The 12,588-nt window shown below is 68.1% G+C and carries 11 protein-coding genes, 1 tRNA gene and 1 riboswitch; of the genes, 4 read left to right on the plus strand and 8 right to left on the minus strand.

Annotation, left to right across the window (positions count from 1 at the left end):
* The first annotated feature begins 33 nt into the window (after positions 1 to 33).
* Positions 34 to 375 carry a metalloregulator ArsR/SmtB family transcription factor gene (locus J2X64_RS06025; RefSeq protein WP_310151015.1) on the plus strand — a complete coding sequence of 114 codons (342 nt, stop codon included), beginning with the start codon at positions 34 to 36 and terminating at the stop codon, positions 373 to 375.
* A 1,141-nt stretch (positions 376 to 1,516) separates the two neighbouring features.
* Here J2X64_RS06025 and J2X64_RS06030 read toward each other — a convergent pair.
* From J2X64_RS06030 to J2X64_RS06055, 6 genes are all read right to left on the minus strand, one after another.
* Complete coding sequence (locus J2X64_RS06030) at positions 1,517 to 1,933, minus strand: hypothetical protein (RefSeq protein WP_310151018.1); 417 nt, start codon at positions 1,931 to 1,933, stop codon at positions 1,517 to 1,519.
* 407 nt (positions 1,934 to 2,340) lie between these two features.
* Positions 2,341 to 3,387 (minus strand): LacI family DNA-binding transcriptional regulator, encoded by a 1,047-nt coding sequence (locus J2X64_RS06035; RefSeq protein WP_310151020.1) that lies wholly within the window; start codon positions 3,385 to 3,387, stop codon positions 2,341 to 2,343.
* 37 nt (positions 3,388 to 3,424) lie between these two features.
* Complete coding sequence (locus tag J2X64_RS06040; protein ID WP_310151023.1) at positions 3,425 to 4,804, minus strand: glycoside hydrolase family 13 protein; 1,380 nt, start codon at positions 4,802 to 4,804, stop codon at positions 3,425 to 3,427.
* Complete coding sequence (locus tag J2X64_RS06045) at positions 4,801 to 5,619, minus strand: carbohydrate ABC transporter permease (RefSeq protein WP_310151025.1); 819 nt, start codon at positions 5,617 to 5,619, stop codon at positions 4,801 to 4,803. The genes J2X64_RS06040 and J2X64_RS06045 overlap by 4 nt, the downstream gene beginning before the upstream one ends.
* The gene (locus J2X64_RS06050) at positions 5,616 to 6,536 is read right to left on the minus strand and encodes a sugar ABC transporter permease (RefSeq protein WP_310151029.1); all 921 of its coding nucleotides are present in this window, start codon (positions 6,534 to 6,536) and stop codon (positions 5,616 to 5,618) included. The genes J2X64_RS06045 and J2X64_RS06050 overlap by 4 nt, the downstream gene beginning before the upstream one ends.
* Before the next feature lie 41 nt (positions 6,537 to 6,577).
* Positions 6,578 to 7,858, minus strand: a complete 1,281-nt coding sequence (locus tag J2X64_RS06055) for an ABC transporter substrate-binding protein (RefSeq protein ID WP_310151032.1) — start codon at positions 7,856 to 7,858, stop codon at positions 6,578 to 6,580.
* Between the two features lie 626 nt (positions 7,859 to 8,484).
* Between J2X64_RS06055 and J2X64_RS06060 the strand changes: the two genes are divergently transcribed.
* From J2X64_RS06060 to J2X64_RS06070, 3 genes are read left to right on the plus strand one after another with little or no spacing between them, the layout of a single operon-like run.
* The gene (locus J2X64_RS06060) at positions 8,485 to 10,056 is read left to right on the plus strand and encodes a replication initiator (protein ID WP_310151035.1); all 1,572 of its coding nucleotides are present in this window, start codon (positions 8,485 to 8,487) and stop codon (positions 10,054 to 10,056) included.
* A gap of 13 nt (positions 10,057 to 10,069) precedes the next feature.
* Positions 10,070 to 10,225 carry a helix-turn-helix domain-containing protein gene (locus J2X64_RS06065; RefSeq protein WP_310153140.1) on the plus strand — a complete coding sequence of 52 codons (156 nt, stop codon included), beginning with the start codon at positions 10,070 to 10,072 and terminating at the stop codon, positions 10,223 to 10,225.
* A gap of 51 nt (positions 10,226 to 10,276) precedes the next feature.
* Positions 10,277 to 11,443, plus strand: a complete 1,167-nt coding sequence (locus tag J2X64_RS06070; RefSeq protein WP_310151038.1) for a site-specific integrase — start codon at positions 10,277 to 10,279, stop codon at positions 11,441 to 11,443.
* 20 nt (positions 11,444 to 11,463) lie between these two features.
* Here J2X64_RS06070 and J2X64_RS06075 read toward each other — a convergent pair.
* Positions 11,464 to 11,536, minus strand: a tRNA-Thr gene (locus J2X64_RS06075).
* Positions 11,537 to 11,672: 136 nt separating this feature from the next.
* Positions 11,673 to 12,410, minus strand: coding sequence for a transglycosylase family protein (locus tag J2X64_RS06080; protein WP_310151040.1), 738 nt, complete (start codon positions 12,408 to 12,410; stop codon positions 11,673 to 11,675).
* Between the two features lie 32 nt (positions 12,411 to 12,442).
* A riboswitch (cyclic di-AMP (ydaO/yuaA leader) is annotated at positions 12,443 to 12,536 on the minus strand.
* Positions 12,537 to 12,588 lie beyond the last annotated feature (52 nt).

A 12,588-nucleotide genomic window follows, 5' to 3' on the forward strand; every position in this document is an offset into this window, starting at 1 on the left:
GTCCTTTGATTCGACATCTGTCAAGATAGTGGCATGGCCGTTGTCGAGTCAGAGCCGAAGGTCCGTGAGGCCAGCTGCTGCGGCATGGCCACCTCGCCCGTGACGGTGGCGGATGCCGAGCGCCTGGCTCCGATGTTCAAGGCCCTCGGCGACCCTGTCCGGCTCCAGATGGTGTCGATGATCGCGGCGAGCCCCGAGCTGTGCGTCTGCGAGATCACGCCGGCCTTCGACCTGTCGTCGGGGACGATCTCGCACCACCTGAGGACGCTGCGCCAGGCCGGGCTGGTCGACTGCGAGCGCCGTGGCACCTTCGTCTACTACTGGATCCGGCCCGAGGCTCTCGAGTCGCTGTCGGCCCTCCTGTCCAAGGCCTGACCGACCGGCACCCACGCGGGACGTACGAGCGGCCACCACAGCCGTGGAGACCTCCTGACCCACGGCCCTCCCCGTCAGCCGAGCAGCCCGGGGGTGCGCGCTGTCGAAGAGCCGGCGATGGGACTCGAACCCACAACCCCCTGTTTGTCTGCCCGGGGGTTCTGGCGGCTTCGGATCGTGGCGCTGGTCATGCTTCTGAGCACGAAATCAGTCCAGCTTGTTGCGGCAGGACGTAGACGTCTCGGTCGGTCTCGGGCTCAAAGCGTGGGGCAAAGTGATGGGTTGCGGTGCTTGGCAACCACGCGGGTTTGCGCAGTGACCTCGAGCCCAGGCGGCTGGGAGGTGTCCGGCTGCGATGCCGGTGCGGGAGCTGGCCGAACGGGTCTGCGAACCAGGTGCGCGGCCGAGGTGAGGGCTGGGGCTTGCGGCAGCCAGGCACGCGCCGGCCCCTGCCGTCACCAGCGCAGTAAAGGGTGATCGTCGCCCGAGCTGAGAGCAGCGTCCTGGTACTGGTCCGGGGCGCTGCTCTCTTTCTCGTTGGCGTGGGGTGCGGTGGGGTGCGCGAGGACGGCGCGCCAGCGCCGCCCGCAGCGCGGGGCCCCATCGCGGGGTCCCACGCCGCCGCGGCGGAGCCGCGGCCTTGAACCAGTAAAGAAACTCCTCACCGAAGCACCGCAGATCGCGCGAACTAAGCCCCCAGGGTCGCTGAGATGCCCACGCGCGTCCCTTCGCCGTCTGCTGGCCCGTGTTGGTGACATTCCCGTCATGCCGAGATCCGTTGGGCCCCTTCTGGGTGCCGAGACACCAGAACGATCAACTGACTGGATTGCTGCGTGACCGTGATGTGTTGCTTCTGCGGTGAGGGGCTTGATGAGGTCTGGGCAACGAACATGACAATCACCGCACTGCGGTTGCCCGGCGAAACACAAGGGCTCTACTGCCACGGGCAGTGCCTCATCTCGCGGCTTCACCCGTCAGCGCCGTTCCACCCAAGGATCGACGACGCCTGAGAGGCCCTAGCAGAACAATCCAAGCAAGCCGTGCTCGCTCATGCCGCTGTCAGGCATTGCGGAGGTCGCTAGCTGATGTCGACCTTCTCGTCGAGAGCTTGAACAACATCCGGTAACCCTCAGTTGGGCTCTCACACGAAGTCGGCCCGAATCAAGTCCTCAATCATGGCCGGATTGGAGAACGCAACACCGTTCTGCTCCATCCATGCGACCCACGCTGCAAAGCCGCCCTCTGCCAGTCGCAGCCCGTCAATAGTCTGGGCCCGAAGGTCGTCAATAGGCCCATATCCGATGAGCACGGACTTGCCTCCACGGTCGCTGCGGTTCTCCACCACAAGTGCCGTCCGCTGCTGGTCACCGCGTCGGCGCAGGTGCTTGGCCGTGTTCGAGTAATCCCGACAGAGTGCGAGCATCGGGTCCTCCATCGCAGCGTCGACCTCGGCCTTACCGATGTGCGCCAAAGTCTCGTCGTTGAGGAACGCGTCCCACATGTGATGGAGGAAGATGAGGCACCCATCGACCACAGCCTCGACGTCGAGGTTGCCCATGGGATCATCCACTGAATAGACGCGACGTAACCTGCCCACCGACCGCGCGACACGGATCCACGCCGCCTCCCACGAGTATGGGCCGTTGCGAATGATCGAGACACCCACCACGCCCGTCACCGTAACGGCAAGCCGCAGCGAGTCACGACGCTTTGATGCGGGGTGGTGTGAACGAATCGAAGAGACGGCACTAAGCGTCGAACTGACGGTGATGGATAAGCACCGGAGGTCCTCATCTGCCGCCTGCGGGCGTGCGTCTTCAGCTGCTGCGGGCTACCTGGTGCCGCTCTCATAGCAATCCCTTGGCCCCGAGATCGGTTGGAGCGCCGCGATCGCCAGATCTGTGCGCGGCGCTCAGCGTCAGGCATCCAAGAACTCCTGTAAACCGCCGTAGAGCATTTGGCCCGTCAGACGTTGGTGACCTCATGGGATGCAGGCCCCCGCGTTGTGGGTGCGGGCCCAGTGGAGTCGCGCACGACAAGGGTTCCTTGCAGTTGTTGGTGTGGGCGCTGGTCCTCGCCGCGGATCGCCGCGACCAGGTAGTCGCCGGCGAGCCGCCCCTTGGCCTCGATCGGCTGCCGCACGGTGGTGAGCCGGGGGTTGGCCCACTCGGCCTCGGGTTGGTCGTCGTAGCCGGCGACAGAGACGTCGCCGGGGACGTTGAGGCCGAGGCTTGCCATGGCGTCGAGGGCACCGATGGCCAGAATGTCGCTGAAGGCGACAACCGCAGTGGGCGGGTCATCGCGGTTCATGATGTCCAGCGCCGCGGTGTAGCCACCGGATCGGGTGCAGGGTGCCTCGACGATCATCACCTCGGGACTCTCGAGGGAGAGCCCGACCTCGGCCAGTGCGGTGGCTGCGCCGTCGAGGCGTCGGCGCAGAGGGCCGCGGTAGCCCTCTTCGGTCCGCGTGGGTCCGGAGTCGAACAACAGGAACGCGATCCGGGTGTGCCCGAGCTGCGTCAGGTGGCGGACGAGTTCGTAGGCGCCCTGTTGGTCGTCGGCGGTGATGGTTGGGACGTCGAGACCGGCGTCGGAGTCCACGAGGACGAACGGGACTCCGCGGCGCTGGAGCTCGGCAACCTCTCCGCGGTCGGATTCAAGCCCGGTGACGATGAACCCGTCGACGGCTGCGTACGGGATCGCCTTGAGCATGGAGCTGCGCAGCGGAGGGCAGAGCAGCAGGGTCATGCCCTCCTGCTGGCATACCTGGCCCACGCCGGTGAGGAACTGGGCGTAGTAGGGGTTCTGCATGACCTGGGAGATATCCTGCGGCAGCAGCAACCCGAGGGTTCCGGTGCGACCGCTCTTGAGCATGCGGGCCAGGGGATCCGGGCTGTACCCGAGTTCGGCGGCCGCTTGCAGGATTCGTTCCCGGGTGCCGTCGGACAGGCGGGCGGGATCGTTGAAGGCGAAGGAGACAGCTGTCCGGGAGACGCCGGCAGCCTTGGCCACGTCGGCGCTGGTGGTGCGGGACGCCCCGGCCCTGCGGTCAGCGGATGAGTTCGACAATGCGGATCCCCTTTGCGGGCACGGTCAACTGGTCGAGCGCGATGGCTTCGCCCGTGAGGATGTCGACACCCTTTTCGGCGTGGCTGGTGGGCGCCGGCACCTCACGAGGAAGCAGTGACCGGTTCGCAGCGACGATGATGCTCTGCTCGGGGTGCTCGCGCAGGCGGACGATGGTGTTCTCGTCGGCGCTCAGGGTGGCCTCGGAGCCGCGCCGCAGGGCGATGTTGTCCTTGCGGACGCTGATGAGCCGCTTGAGCCACGTGTGGATGTCCACGTTCCACATGTCCTGGTCCCACGGCATGCAGCGGCGGCAGTCAGGGTCGTTGAAGCCCTCGAGCCCGACCTCGTCGCCGTAGTAGATCATCGGCGCACCCTCGGCTGTCAGCAGCAACGCGTACGCCAGCTTCGTCGCTGCGACATCGCCACCACAATGGGTCAGCACGCGCTCGGTGTCGTGGCTGCCGAGCAGGTTCATCATGAGGCCCTTGGCAGCGGCTGGGACCTCCTGGTCGATGCGCTCGAGCTCGGCCGCGAAGGTCTCACCACCGCCGCGCCACTCGCTGACGAAGCCGAGGACCGCGTCGCGGAGTCGGTAGTTCATCGCGCCGTCGCTGGTGGTGCCGTCGGTCCACTCGGAGGCCGACTCCCACACCTCAGCGCAGATGTACAGGTTCGGGTCGTGGCCCTTGACGACGTCGCGGAACTGCCGCCAGAACGAGGGGTTCTCGAGCATGTACGGGACGTCGAGCCGCCACCCGTCGATACCGGTGTCCAACCACTGCCGGGTGACCTCGAACAGGTGCTGGCGCACGGCGGGGTTGTAGACGTTCAGCTTGGGCAGGTAGTAGCAGCCGCTGCAGGTCAGGTAGTTCGGGACGGGGTGCGGTTGGACGGGGAAGCCCGCGACGGAGAACCAGTTGACGTACTCCGACTCGGCTTCACGGGCGACGACGTCGCGAAAGTAAGGGTGCTGGTCGCCGCAGTGGTGGAACACGGCGTCCAGGACTACCCGGATGCCCGCGTCGTGTGCCGAGCCGAGGAACGTGTCGTATGCCGCTCGTCCTCCGAGGATGGGGTCGATGCGGGTGTAGTCGACGGCGTCGTATCTGTGATTGGTGGCTGCGGCGAAGATCGGCGTGAGGTACAGGGAGTTGATGCCCAAGTCGACCAGGTGCGGCAGACGGCGGGTGATTCCGGGGAGGTCACCGCCCATGAAGTTGTCGCGGGTCGGCGCACTCCCCCATGGCTGCACCCCGGGCGGGTCGGTCGAGGGGTCGGCGTTGTCGAACCGCTCGGGGAAGATCTGGTAGAAGACGGCGTCGCGCACCCAGTCCGGGCCGGGCAGTGCGGTGTCGGTCATTCCTTGACTCCTGTCGAGGCGAGGCCGCGGACGATTCCGCGTTGCAGGTAGAGGAACAGGGCGATCGCCGGGGCGGCGGCGATGACAGTGCCGGCCATGAGGTAGTTCGGCCATGGACCGTACTTGTTGGTGAAGACCGACAGCCCGATCTGCACGGTGCGGTACTGGTCGTCGTTGGTCACCAGCAGCGGCCACAGGAAGTCGTTCCACGCGAACAGGAAGCTGAAGACGGCGACGCTCGCGAGGGCCGGTTTGCACAGCGGCAGCAGGATCCGGGTGAGGATTTGCATGCGGTTGGCACCGTCGATCCGTGCGGCTTCGTCGAGCTCCTGCGGGAGCGACTTCATGAAGCCGCGCAGGACCACGATGCCGAAGACGTCCGCCAGACGGGGGAGGATGAGCGCGGCGTAGGAGTTGTACCACCCGAACCGGATGACCAGGTCGAAGGCGGGCAGCACGGTCAGGAACGCCGGCACGAGCATCGTCGCCACGAGCCCGAGGAAGATCGCGTCCCGGCCGGGGAAGCGGAGCCGTGCCAGGGCATACGCGGCGAGTGTGTCGCACACCAGGTGGCCGACCACGATGCCGGCCGTCATGACGACGGAGTTGAGGTAGTAGTGGGCAAACGGCGCCGCGGTCAGCGCCTTGCTGTAGTTGCCCACCTCGAACTGGCGAGGCAGCAGGTACGGCGCCTTGTTCACCTGGTCGATCGACTTGAGGCTAGTGGTGAGCATCCACGCGAAGGGGGCGAGCGTCAGCAGCGACAGCACTGCCAGCAGGAGGTGGCGGCCGATCAGCCGGGGCGTCGAGGTCATGCGTCCTCCCTCCCGCCGTACCGCCACTGCAGCCACGTGAACACGAAGACGATCGCGAAGCCGGCGTACGCGATGGTCGCGCCGTACCCGAACTGCCCTGTCACGAAAGCGGTCCGGTAGACAAGGAACCCGACGACCTCCGTGCCACCCAGCGGGCCACCCTGGGTGAGCTGGTAGACGAGGTCGAAGGACTGGAACGTCGTGACGAGGGCCTGCACCACGACGAAGAAGGTCATCGGGCGCAGCAGCGGCATGGTGATCCTGCGCAGCTTCTGCCAACCTGTCGCCCCGTCGAGGGCGGCGGCCTCGTACACGTGTACCGGGATGGTCTGCAGTGCGGTGAGGTAGAGCACCGTGTTCAGGCCCAGCTGCTTCCAGACGGTCAGCAGGGTCAGGCTGATCAGGGCCAGGTGTGGCTGGCCCAGCCAGTTGGGTGCGCCCAGGTGCAGCGCGGTCAGGGCCGCGTTGACGGGTCCGGTCTGGTCGAAGAGGTACTTCCACACGGCCGCTGCCGCGATGGAGGAGGTGACCACGGGCATGAAGAACGCGGTCCGGTAGATGCCCCGCCCGCGCAGGGCACCGTTGAGCAGTGAGGCCGCACCCAGCCCGGTGGCGACAGAGAGGGCACACACCCCCGCGGCATACAGGAGTGTCACGACCATGGAGTTTCGGAAGTCGTGGTCGTGGACCAGCTTGGCGTAGTTCGCCAGTCCGACGAACGGCCGCTCCGGGCTGATGCCGTCCCAGGAGGTGAGGGACATGAGCCCGGTCGAGACCAGTGGATAGACCACGAAGAGCCCGATGACCACCAGCGCGGGCGCCAGGCACAGCACCGCCGCCACCGAGTCACCTCGGTGTCGGCGGCACCTGGCGCGGGTCACCGGGGTGGTGGGCGTGGCGGACTCGGCCTCAGGCATGGTCCTGCCTGGTCTGGTCATCGAGTCCGCCACGCCAGTCATCACTTCGCCGACAGGATCTGGTTGACCTGCGCCTCGGCGTCGGCGAGCGTCTTGTCAACCGGCTTGCCGTGCAGTGCCTGCTCGACCTGCTTGGCGAAGGCCAGCGACACCTGCGGGTACAGCGGCGTTGCCGGACGGGCGTGCGCGGTGGGCAGCGCGTCGACGAAGGGCTGCACCTCGGGGAGGTTCGTCTTGACGTAGTCCTTGTATTCCGGGGAGTCGGCGACCGACTTCAGGACCGGGAGGAATCCCGTCTTCTCGCTCCACGCGGTCGACTGGGCCGGGGAGTCGAACCACGTCAGGAAGTCCGCTGCGGTCTTCTGCGCGGCGGCCTCGCGTGCGAAGACCACAGCCTGCTCGCCACCCATGTTGGTGGCCGGCTGGCCGCCCTCCGGGTGAGGAATCTGAGCAGTGCCGAAGTTGAACGGAGGCTTGGGCTTCCAGATGCCCACCATCCACGAGCCCTCCTGGGCAGAGGCTGCCTTGCCCTTCTCGAACTCGCCCCACGGGCCGAGCGGGCTGCAACCCGACTTGACCAGGTCCACCCAGAACTGCAGCGCCTTCTTCCCGGCGTCGGAGTTGAACGCGGCCTTGGAGTTGTCCTCGGACAGGAACTGCCCGCCGGCCTGCCACAGCGACACCTGGAAGTTCCACGTCACGCCCTCACCGTCCGTTCCCGGCTGGGTGAACAGCTCGAACCCGGGCTTGCCCGTCTTGGCCTTGATCGTGGAGCACGCACTCTTCAGCTGCTCCCACGTCTGGGGCGGGTTGGCCGGGTCGAGGCCGGCCTTGGTGAACGCGTCCTTGTCGAACATCCACGCCATCGTGTTGGACGACACCGGCACCGACACCTGCTTGCCGTCCTGGGCGCCGAACTTCAGCATCTCCGGGTACACGTCGTTCCAGACGGTGTCGGGGATGAGCTTCTTGAGGTCGACGGCTGCACCGGTCTTGGCCATCCGCGGCACAGTCACCAAATCACCGATCACGACGTCGGGCAGCGTGCGGGACTGCGCTGCGGCCTGGAGCTTCGTCAGCAGGTCGGTCCCTGGCACGTTGACCAGCTTGATCGTGGTGCCGGCGTGCGCGGACTGGTACTGCTTGGCCATCGCGGTGAACGCGTCGGCGTTGCCGCCGTCCCAGTAGTGCCAGACAGTGATCGTGCCTCCGCCCTTCGAGGCGGCGCCCGCACTGCTCGAGCCACCCGATCCACCACACCCAGCCAAAGCAAGGGCTGATGTCGCGACCGCCGCGACCAGCCATGTGCGAGATGACGCCATTGTCCACTCCTCAGTGTTAGTAACTCGTGTTACTAACGTGGAAGTGAAGCGGTCGAGGCGCGACGTGTCAAGACCTATCCCGTCACGACTTCTGTGCTCACAGGGGATTCGGTGCGAGGCTTTCCATGTCCCTACTCGCCCTTCCAGTGCGATGAGCGGCGTCTGACACCTCCGGGGCTCTGGCGAGCAGGCTCAGCGGGCAACGACGCTCAAGGAGTAAAGGCTGGGTCAATTCTCGTTGCGCAAACCGACAATCAGTGGACTCGGCGGTGTTCCGCGGGGACGGTGAGTGGTGTCGCTCCGAAAGGGGTGGCCGGGTCACAAGGATCCGAATCGTGTTGCGTCACAACGTTTTAAGGTTGCCACGGTTAGTACGGTTGTTGCGACTGGTGCTGGTTGTTGGTGGTTGGTTGTGGCGCTTACCGGCCCACCCACCGAGCGTGCCTGAACGGGGCTTGGTGGGGGCGGCCAACCGTTCCACCCCAGAGCCGGTGCGGCTGCCGACCTCGCACCGTCCGGCTTCCTCCGACACGTAGTGGGGCCGCCCTTGGACTGGGTGTGCCGTGCGGCGCGAGGTCAGCGCAGTGGCCGCACGGCACACCCTTACCAGGGAGGGGGTGGCCGCCATGTCGCTGGAGACAGTCAACGCGTTGTGGGCGGCGCTGCCCCGTCCCAGGTTCGACGAAAACAACGTGCTGCACCTGCCCGGGTACGACAAGCACCAGTCGAAGGCGATCGTGGCGCGGCTGGTGTCGGAGGACCTGGACGCCTGGTCGATGGCTGCGTCCCGGGTGGGGTACTGCTCGAACCCTGTGCACCTGGTCGGGTCGTCCACCACGATCGACGCCACCACTGGGGAGGTCCTGGCGTCGTACTCCTCCGCGGACGAGTCGTTGGGGTCGACGGTGGTGCGGTGCGGCAATCGGCGCGAGTCCGCGTGCCCGTCCTGCTCGCGGTTGTATGCGGCGGACATGTTCCAGCTGATCCGGGCCGGCGTCCGGGGCGGCAAGACCGTCCCGACCGAGGTGGCGGACAACCCTCTCGTGTTCGCTACCCTCACCGCCCCCTCCCTGGGCCCTGTGCACGGAGTGAGGGACAACGGCCGCCGCTGCCGGCCCCACGCGCACGGCCAGCCCCGCTGCCAACACGGCCGGTCGACGAGGTGCATGACCGTGCACACCGACAGCGACGCCCTGTTGGGGCAGCCCCTGTGCTCCGACTGCTACGACTACGCCTCGCCCGTGGTGTGGCAGTGGTGGGCCCCTGAACTGTGGCGCCGGTTCACGATCACCCTGCGCCGCAGCCTCGCCCACCACCTCGGCATCCCCGCCACGAGGCTGCACGAGGTGGTGACGGTGCAGTACGCCAAGGTCGCCGAGTACCAACGCCGGGGCCTGGTCCACTTCCACGCCCTCATCCGCCTCGACGGCCCGCGAGACGTCGAGGGTGGATTCGCGCCGGCACCGCGAAAAGTCACCCCGACCATCCTCGCCCGCCTCGTCCGGGACGCCGTGGCCGCGGTGAGGTTCACCGCCCCACCCGTCGACGACCACGACGCGCCTCGGGTGCTCGCGTTCGGGAGGCAGGTCGACGCACGCCCGGTCACCACCGCCCGCCGCACCGACGACCCCGGCACGGCGTTGTCGCCCGAGCAGGTGGCCGGGTACCTGGCCAAGTACGCCACCAAGGCCGCCGCCGACACCACCGACCATTCGAACCCCCACCTGCGCCGCATCCAGCACACCGCCGAGCAGCTGGGGCGCAGGGTCGAGGGCGACTGGGTCGCCACTGGCCGCCAAGGACCCCTCGCAGACCTGCCGTACGGGCTGCTCGGCAAGTGGGCGCACGAGCTGGGGTTCCGCGGCCACTTCGCCACCAAGTCCCGCCGCTACTCCGTCACCCTCGGCCAGCTCCGCCGAGCCAGACGTCGAGCCCAACAGCTCGTCGCCGACGCCAACCGCCGCGGCGAGGCCATCGACCTCGCCTCCATGGAAGCCCAGCTGATGGCTGTGGACGACGACCACACCACCACCCTCGTCATCGGATCGTGGACCTACACCCACACCGGCTGGGACACCCCCGGCGACGCAGCCCTCGCCAAAGCCGCCGCCGCAGCAGCCCGCGCACACGACCAGGAGCGAGCAGCAGCAAGACGATTGGACTCGAGGAAGGACGTTGGAGATGTGTCACAGACTTGACCCGTTGTGGACGGTGAAGGACGTCGCGGCGTACCTGTCGGTGCCCGTGCAGACGATCTACGACTGGCGCTGGAAGCACGAGGGCCCGCCGGCCTACCGGATCGGCCGGCACTTGCGGTTCCGAGAGAGCGACGTGTTCGCGTGGCTCGACAGCAAGACGGCGGCCTGAGCCATGGTCCGCAGGGCTCTGGAACCGGGTGAGTGGGGGTCGGTCTCGACCGTGCGGGTCGAGGCGGATGGCGCGGTGCGCTTCCGGAGCCGGGTTCGGTACCGCGGGACCGATGGTCGGCTGCGGCAGGTCGAACGCTGGGGTTCGTCCAGCGCCGCAGCGCAGCGGGCCGTGTCCATGGCGCTGGACGAGCTGACTGCCACGGCGACCTCCGCCCTGACCGGCCGCGACACGCTCGACGAGGCGATCCGTCAGTGGATGGCCGACCTCGAGCAGCTGGAGCGGATGGGCCAGCGGTCCCCGGGGACACTGCAGACCTACCGTCGCCAGTGGGAAGGGCACGTCTCCCCCGGCCTTGGCGCGCTGCGGCTGACCCAGGTGACCACTCCCGTCGTAGACCGCTTCCTCGTCGATCTGCACGAACGGGTGGGGGCGGCGACGGCTCGCACGGCACGCGCGGTCATCTCAGGGGCCATGGGTCGAGCGGTTCGTGAAGGTGCGATCCGGTTCAACCCGACGCGGGAGGTGCGCCGGCTCAAGTCGACGCCTCGCCGCCGTCCTCGGGCACTGACGGAAGAGGAGCGGGCGGCATGGTTCCTGGCAATCGCTCGGGACCCGAAGGCAGCGAGCCGGGACCTGCCGGACCTGTGCGCGTTCATGCTCGCGACGGGTCTGCGCATTGGGGAGGTGCTGGCCGTCGTGTGGTCGGAGGTCAACCTGCTCCACGGGACCGTCGAGGTCACCTCCACCCTGCTCCGCGTGACCGGCCGGGGGTTGATCCGCAAGCCGACGAAGACGGATGCCGGCCAGCGGGTCCTCGTTCTGCCGACGTGGTGCGTGGCGATGCTCCGACGCCGGGCGGCGATCGGAGTGGGTCCGGAGGAGCCGGTCTTCGGCACGATCGACGGCGGATTCCGCGAGCCCCGAACCGTCAGCCGGTGGCTCTTCCAGGTCCGCGAGGCGAACGGGATGGAGTGGGTCACGACCCACACCTGGCGCAAGACCACGGCCAGCGTGCTCGACGGATCGGGCATCACGGCCCGGATGATCGCCGACCAGTTGGGTCACTCGCGGGTCTCGATGACCCAGGACGTCTACCTCGGGCGGGGCGCCGTAGACCCCCGCGTCGTAGCGGCGCTCGAGGCGGCCGACCCCCACCGCGAACCTCAAAGCGTGGGGCAAAGTGATGGATCTGCGGCCTCAGGTGAGGGGGCCTGAGGTGTTTGTGCTGGTCAGAGAGCCGGCGATGGGACTCGAACCCACAACCCCCTGTTTACAAGACAGGTGCGCTACCGATTGCGCCACACCGGCGTGCCCGCGAGGCGGACGGCGACGATCGTACCGGCGGCACGGCACACCCTCTGCACGTGCCAGAGGGCCCGCGCACGAGGCGCGGGCCCTCTGGTGGGCACTGCACGGCCGTCCCACCCCCAGGCGGGACCGCGGCTCAGTGGTTGTTGAGGTACGTCTGCAGCGCGCGGACCGTGGCGCGGTCCAGCGTGTGCGAGCCGTTGTGGCGGGCACCGATCTTGGTCTGCAGCGCGCGGACCGTCTTCGGGCCGATCACGCCGTCGGGGGCCGAGCCGACCTTGCGCTGCAGGGCGCGGGCGTCGGCGCGGTCGAGGTTGCCGTCGACCCGGGCACCCACCCAGCGCTCGATGGCGGCGTTGGTCTTCGGGCCGCGGATGCCGTCGACGGCGAGCTTGCCGGCCGGGGCTGCGTGGCGGGCCGGGGCGGTGCGCACCGCGGACCGGGACACCGTCCGGTCGGACGACGACGTCGAGCCCGCGGTGACCGCGCCACCGTTGGCGCGGGTCAGGCCGGCACGCGCGCCGCAGGTGGGCCAGGCGCCGGGGCCCTGGGAGGCGAGGACGCGCTGGGCGACGGTGATCTGCTCGCTCTTGCTGGCGAGGTCGGCGCGCGAGGCGTACCGGCCGCCGCCGTAGGCGCTCCAGGTGCCGGAGGAGAACTGCAGGCCACCGTAGTAGCCGTTGCCGGTGTTGATGTGCCAGTTGCCACCGCTCTCACAGGCGGCGACGCGGTCCCAGACGGAACCGGCAGCGGAGGAGGAACCCGCGGTCGCGACACCACCGGCGACGGTGGCGGCACCGGCGACGGCGACACCGGCGACGCGGCGGCGGATCGGCTTGGGCTTACGGGCAGAGTGCTTCGGGGCGTAGAACATCGTGGCGGGGGGTCCTTCCTGACCTGCGCCTTCGAGGTGAGCTGTCGGGTTCGGGCCGTCAGGTGCCCGGCCGGCCGGAGCCGGCTTCACCCCGAGGCCGCCGTGACGACCGAGGTGGTTCCCCCGCCCTCGTCGTGCCCGGGCTGGTGCCCGGCGGGACCCCCACCTGACGAGGTTC

Origin of the sequence: Phycicoccus sp. 3266 (assembly GCF_031456495.1) — a bacterium.
Classification (GTDB): Bacteria; Actinomycetota; Actinomycetes; order Actinomycetales; family Dermatophilaceae; genus Pedococcus.

Excerpts from the sequence above, each read along its gene's own strand:
- J2X64_RS06025 (WP_310151015.1), top strand. The coding sequence starts at position 34 with ATGGCCGTTGTCGAGTCAGAGCCGAAGGTCCGTGAGGCCAGCTGCTGC.
- J2X64_RS06030 (WP_310151018.1), bottom strand. The coding sequence starts at position 1,933 with ATGGGCAACCTCGACGTCGAGGCTGTGGTCGATGGGTGCCTCATCTTC.
- J2X64_RS06040 (WP_310151023.1), bottom strand. The coding sequence starts at position 4,804 with ATGACCGACACCGCACTGCCCGGCCCGGACTGGGTGCGCGACGCCGTC.
- J2X64_RS06045 (WP_310151025.1), bottom strand. The coding sequence starts at position 5,619 with ATGACCTCGACGCCCCGGCTGATCGGCCGCCACCTCCTGCTGGCAGTG.
- J2X64_RS06050 (WP_310151029.1), bottom strand. The coding sequence starts at position 6,536 with ATGCCTGAGGCCGAGTCCGCCACGCCCACCACCCCGGTGACCCGCGCC.
- J2X64_RS06055 (WP_310151032.1), bottom strand. The coding sequence starts at position 7,858 with ATGGCGTCATCTCGCACATGGCTGGTCGCGGCGGTCGCGACATCAGCC.
- J2X64_RS06060 (WP_310151035.1), top strand. The coding sequence starts at position 8,485 with ATGTCGCTGGAGACAGTCAACGCGTTGTGGGCGGCGCTGCCCCGTCCC.
- J2X64_RS06080 (WP_310151040.1), bottom strand. The coding sequence starts at position 12,410 with ATGTTCTACGCCCCGAAGCACTCTGCCCGTAAGCCCAAGCCGATCCGC.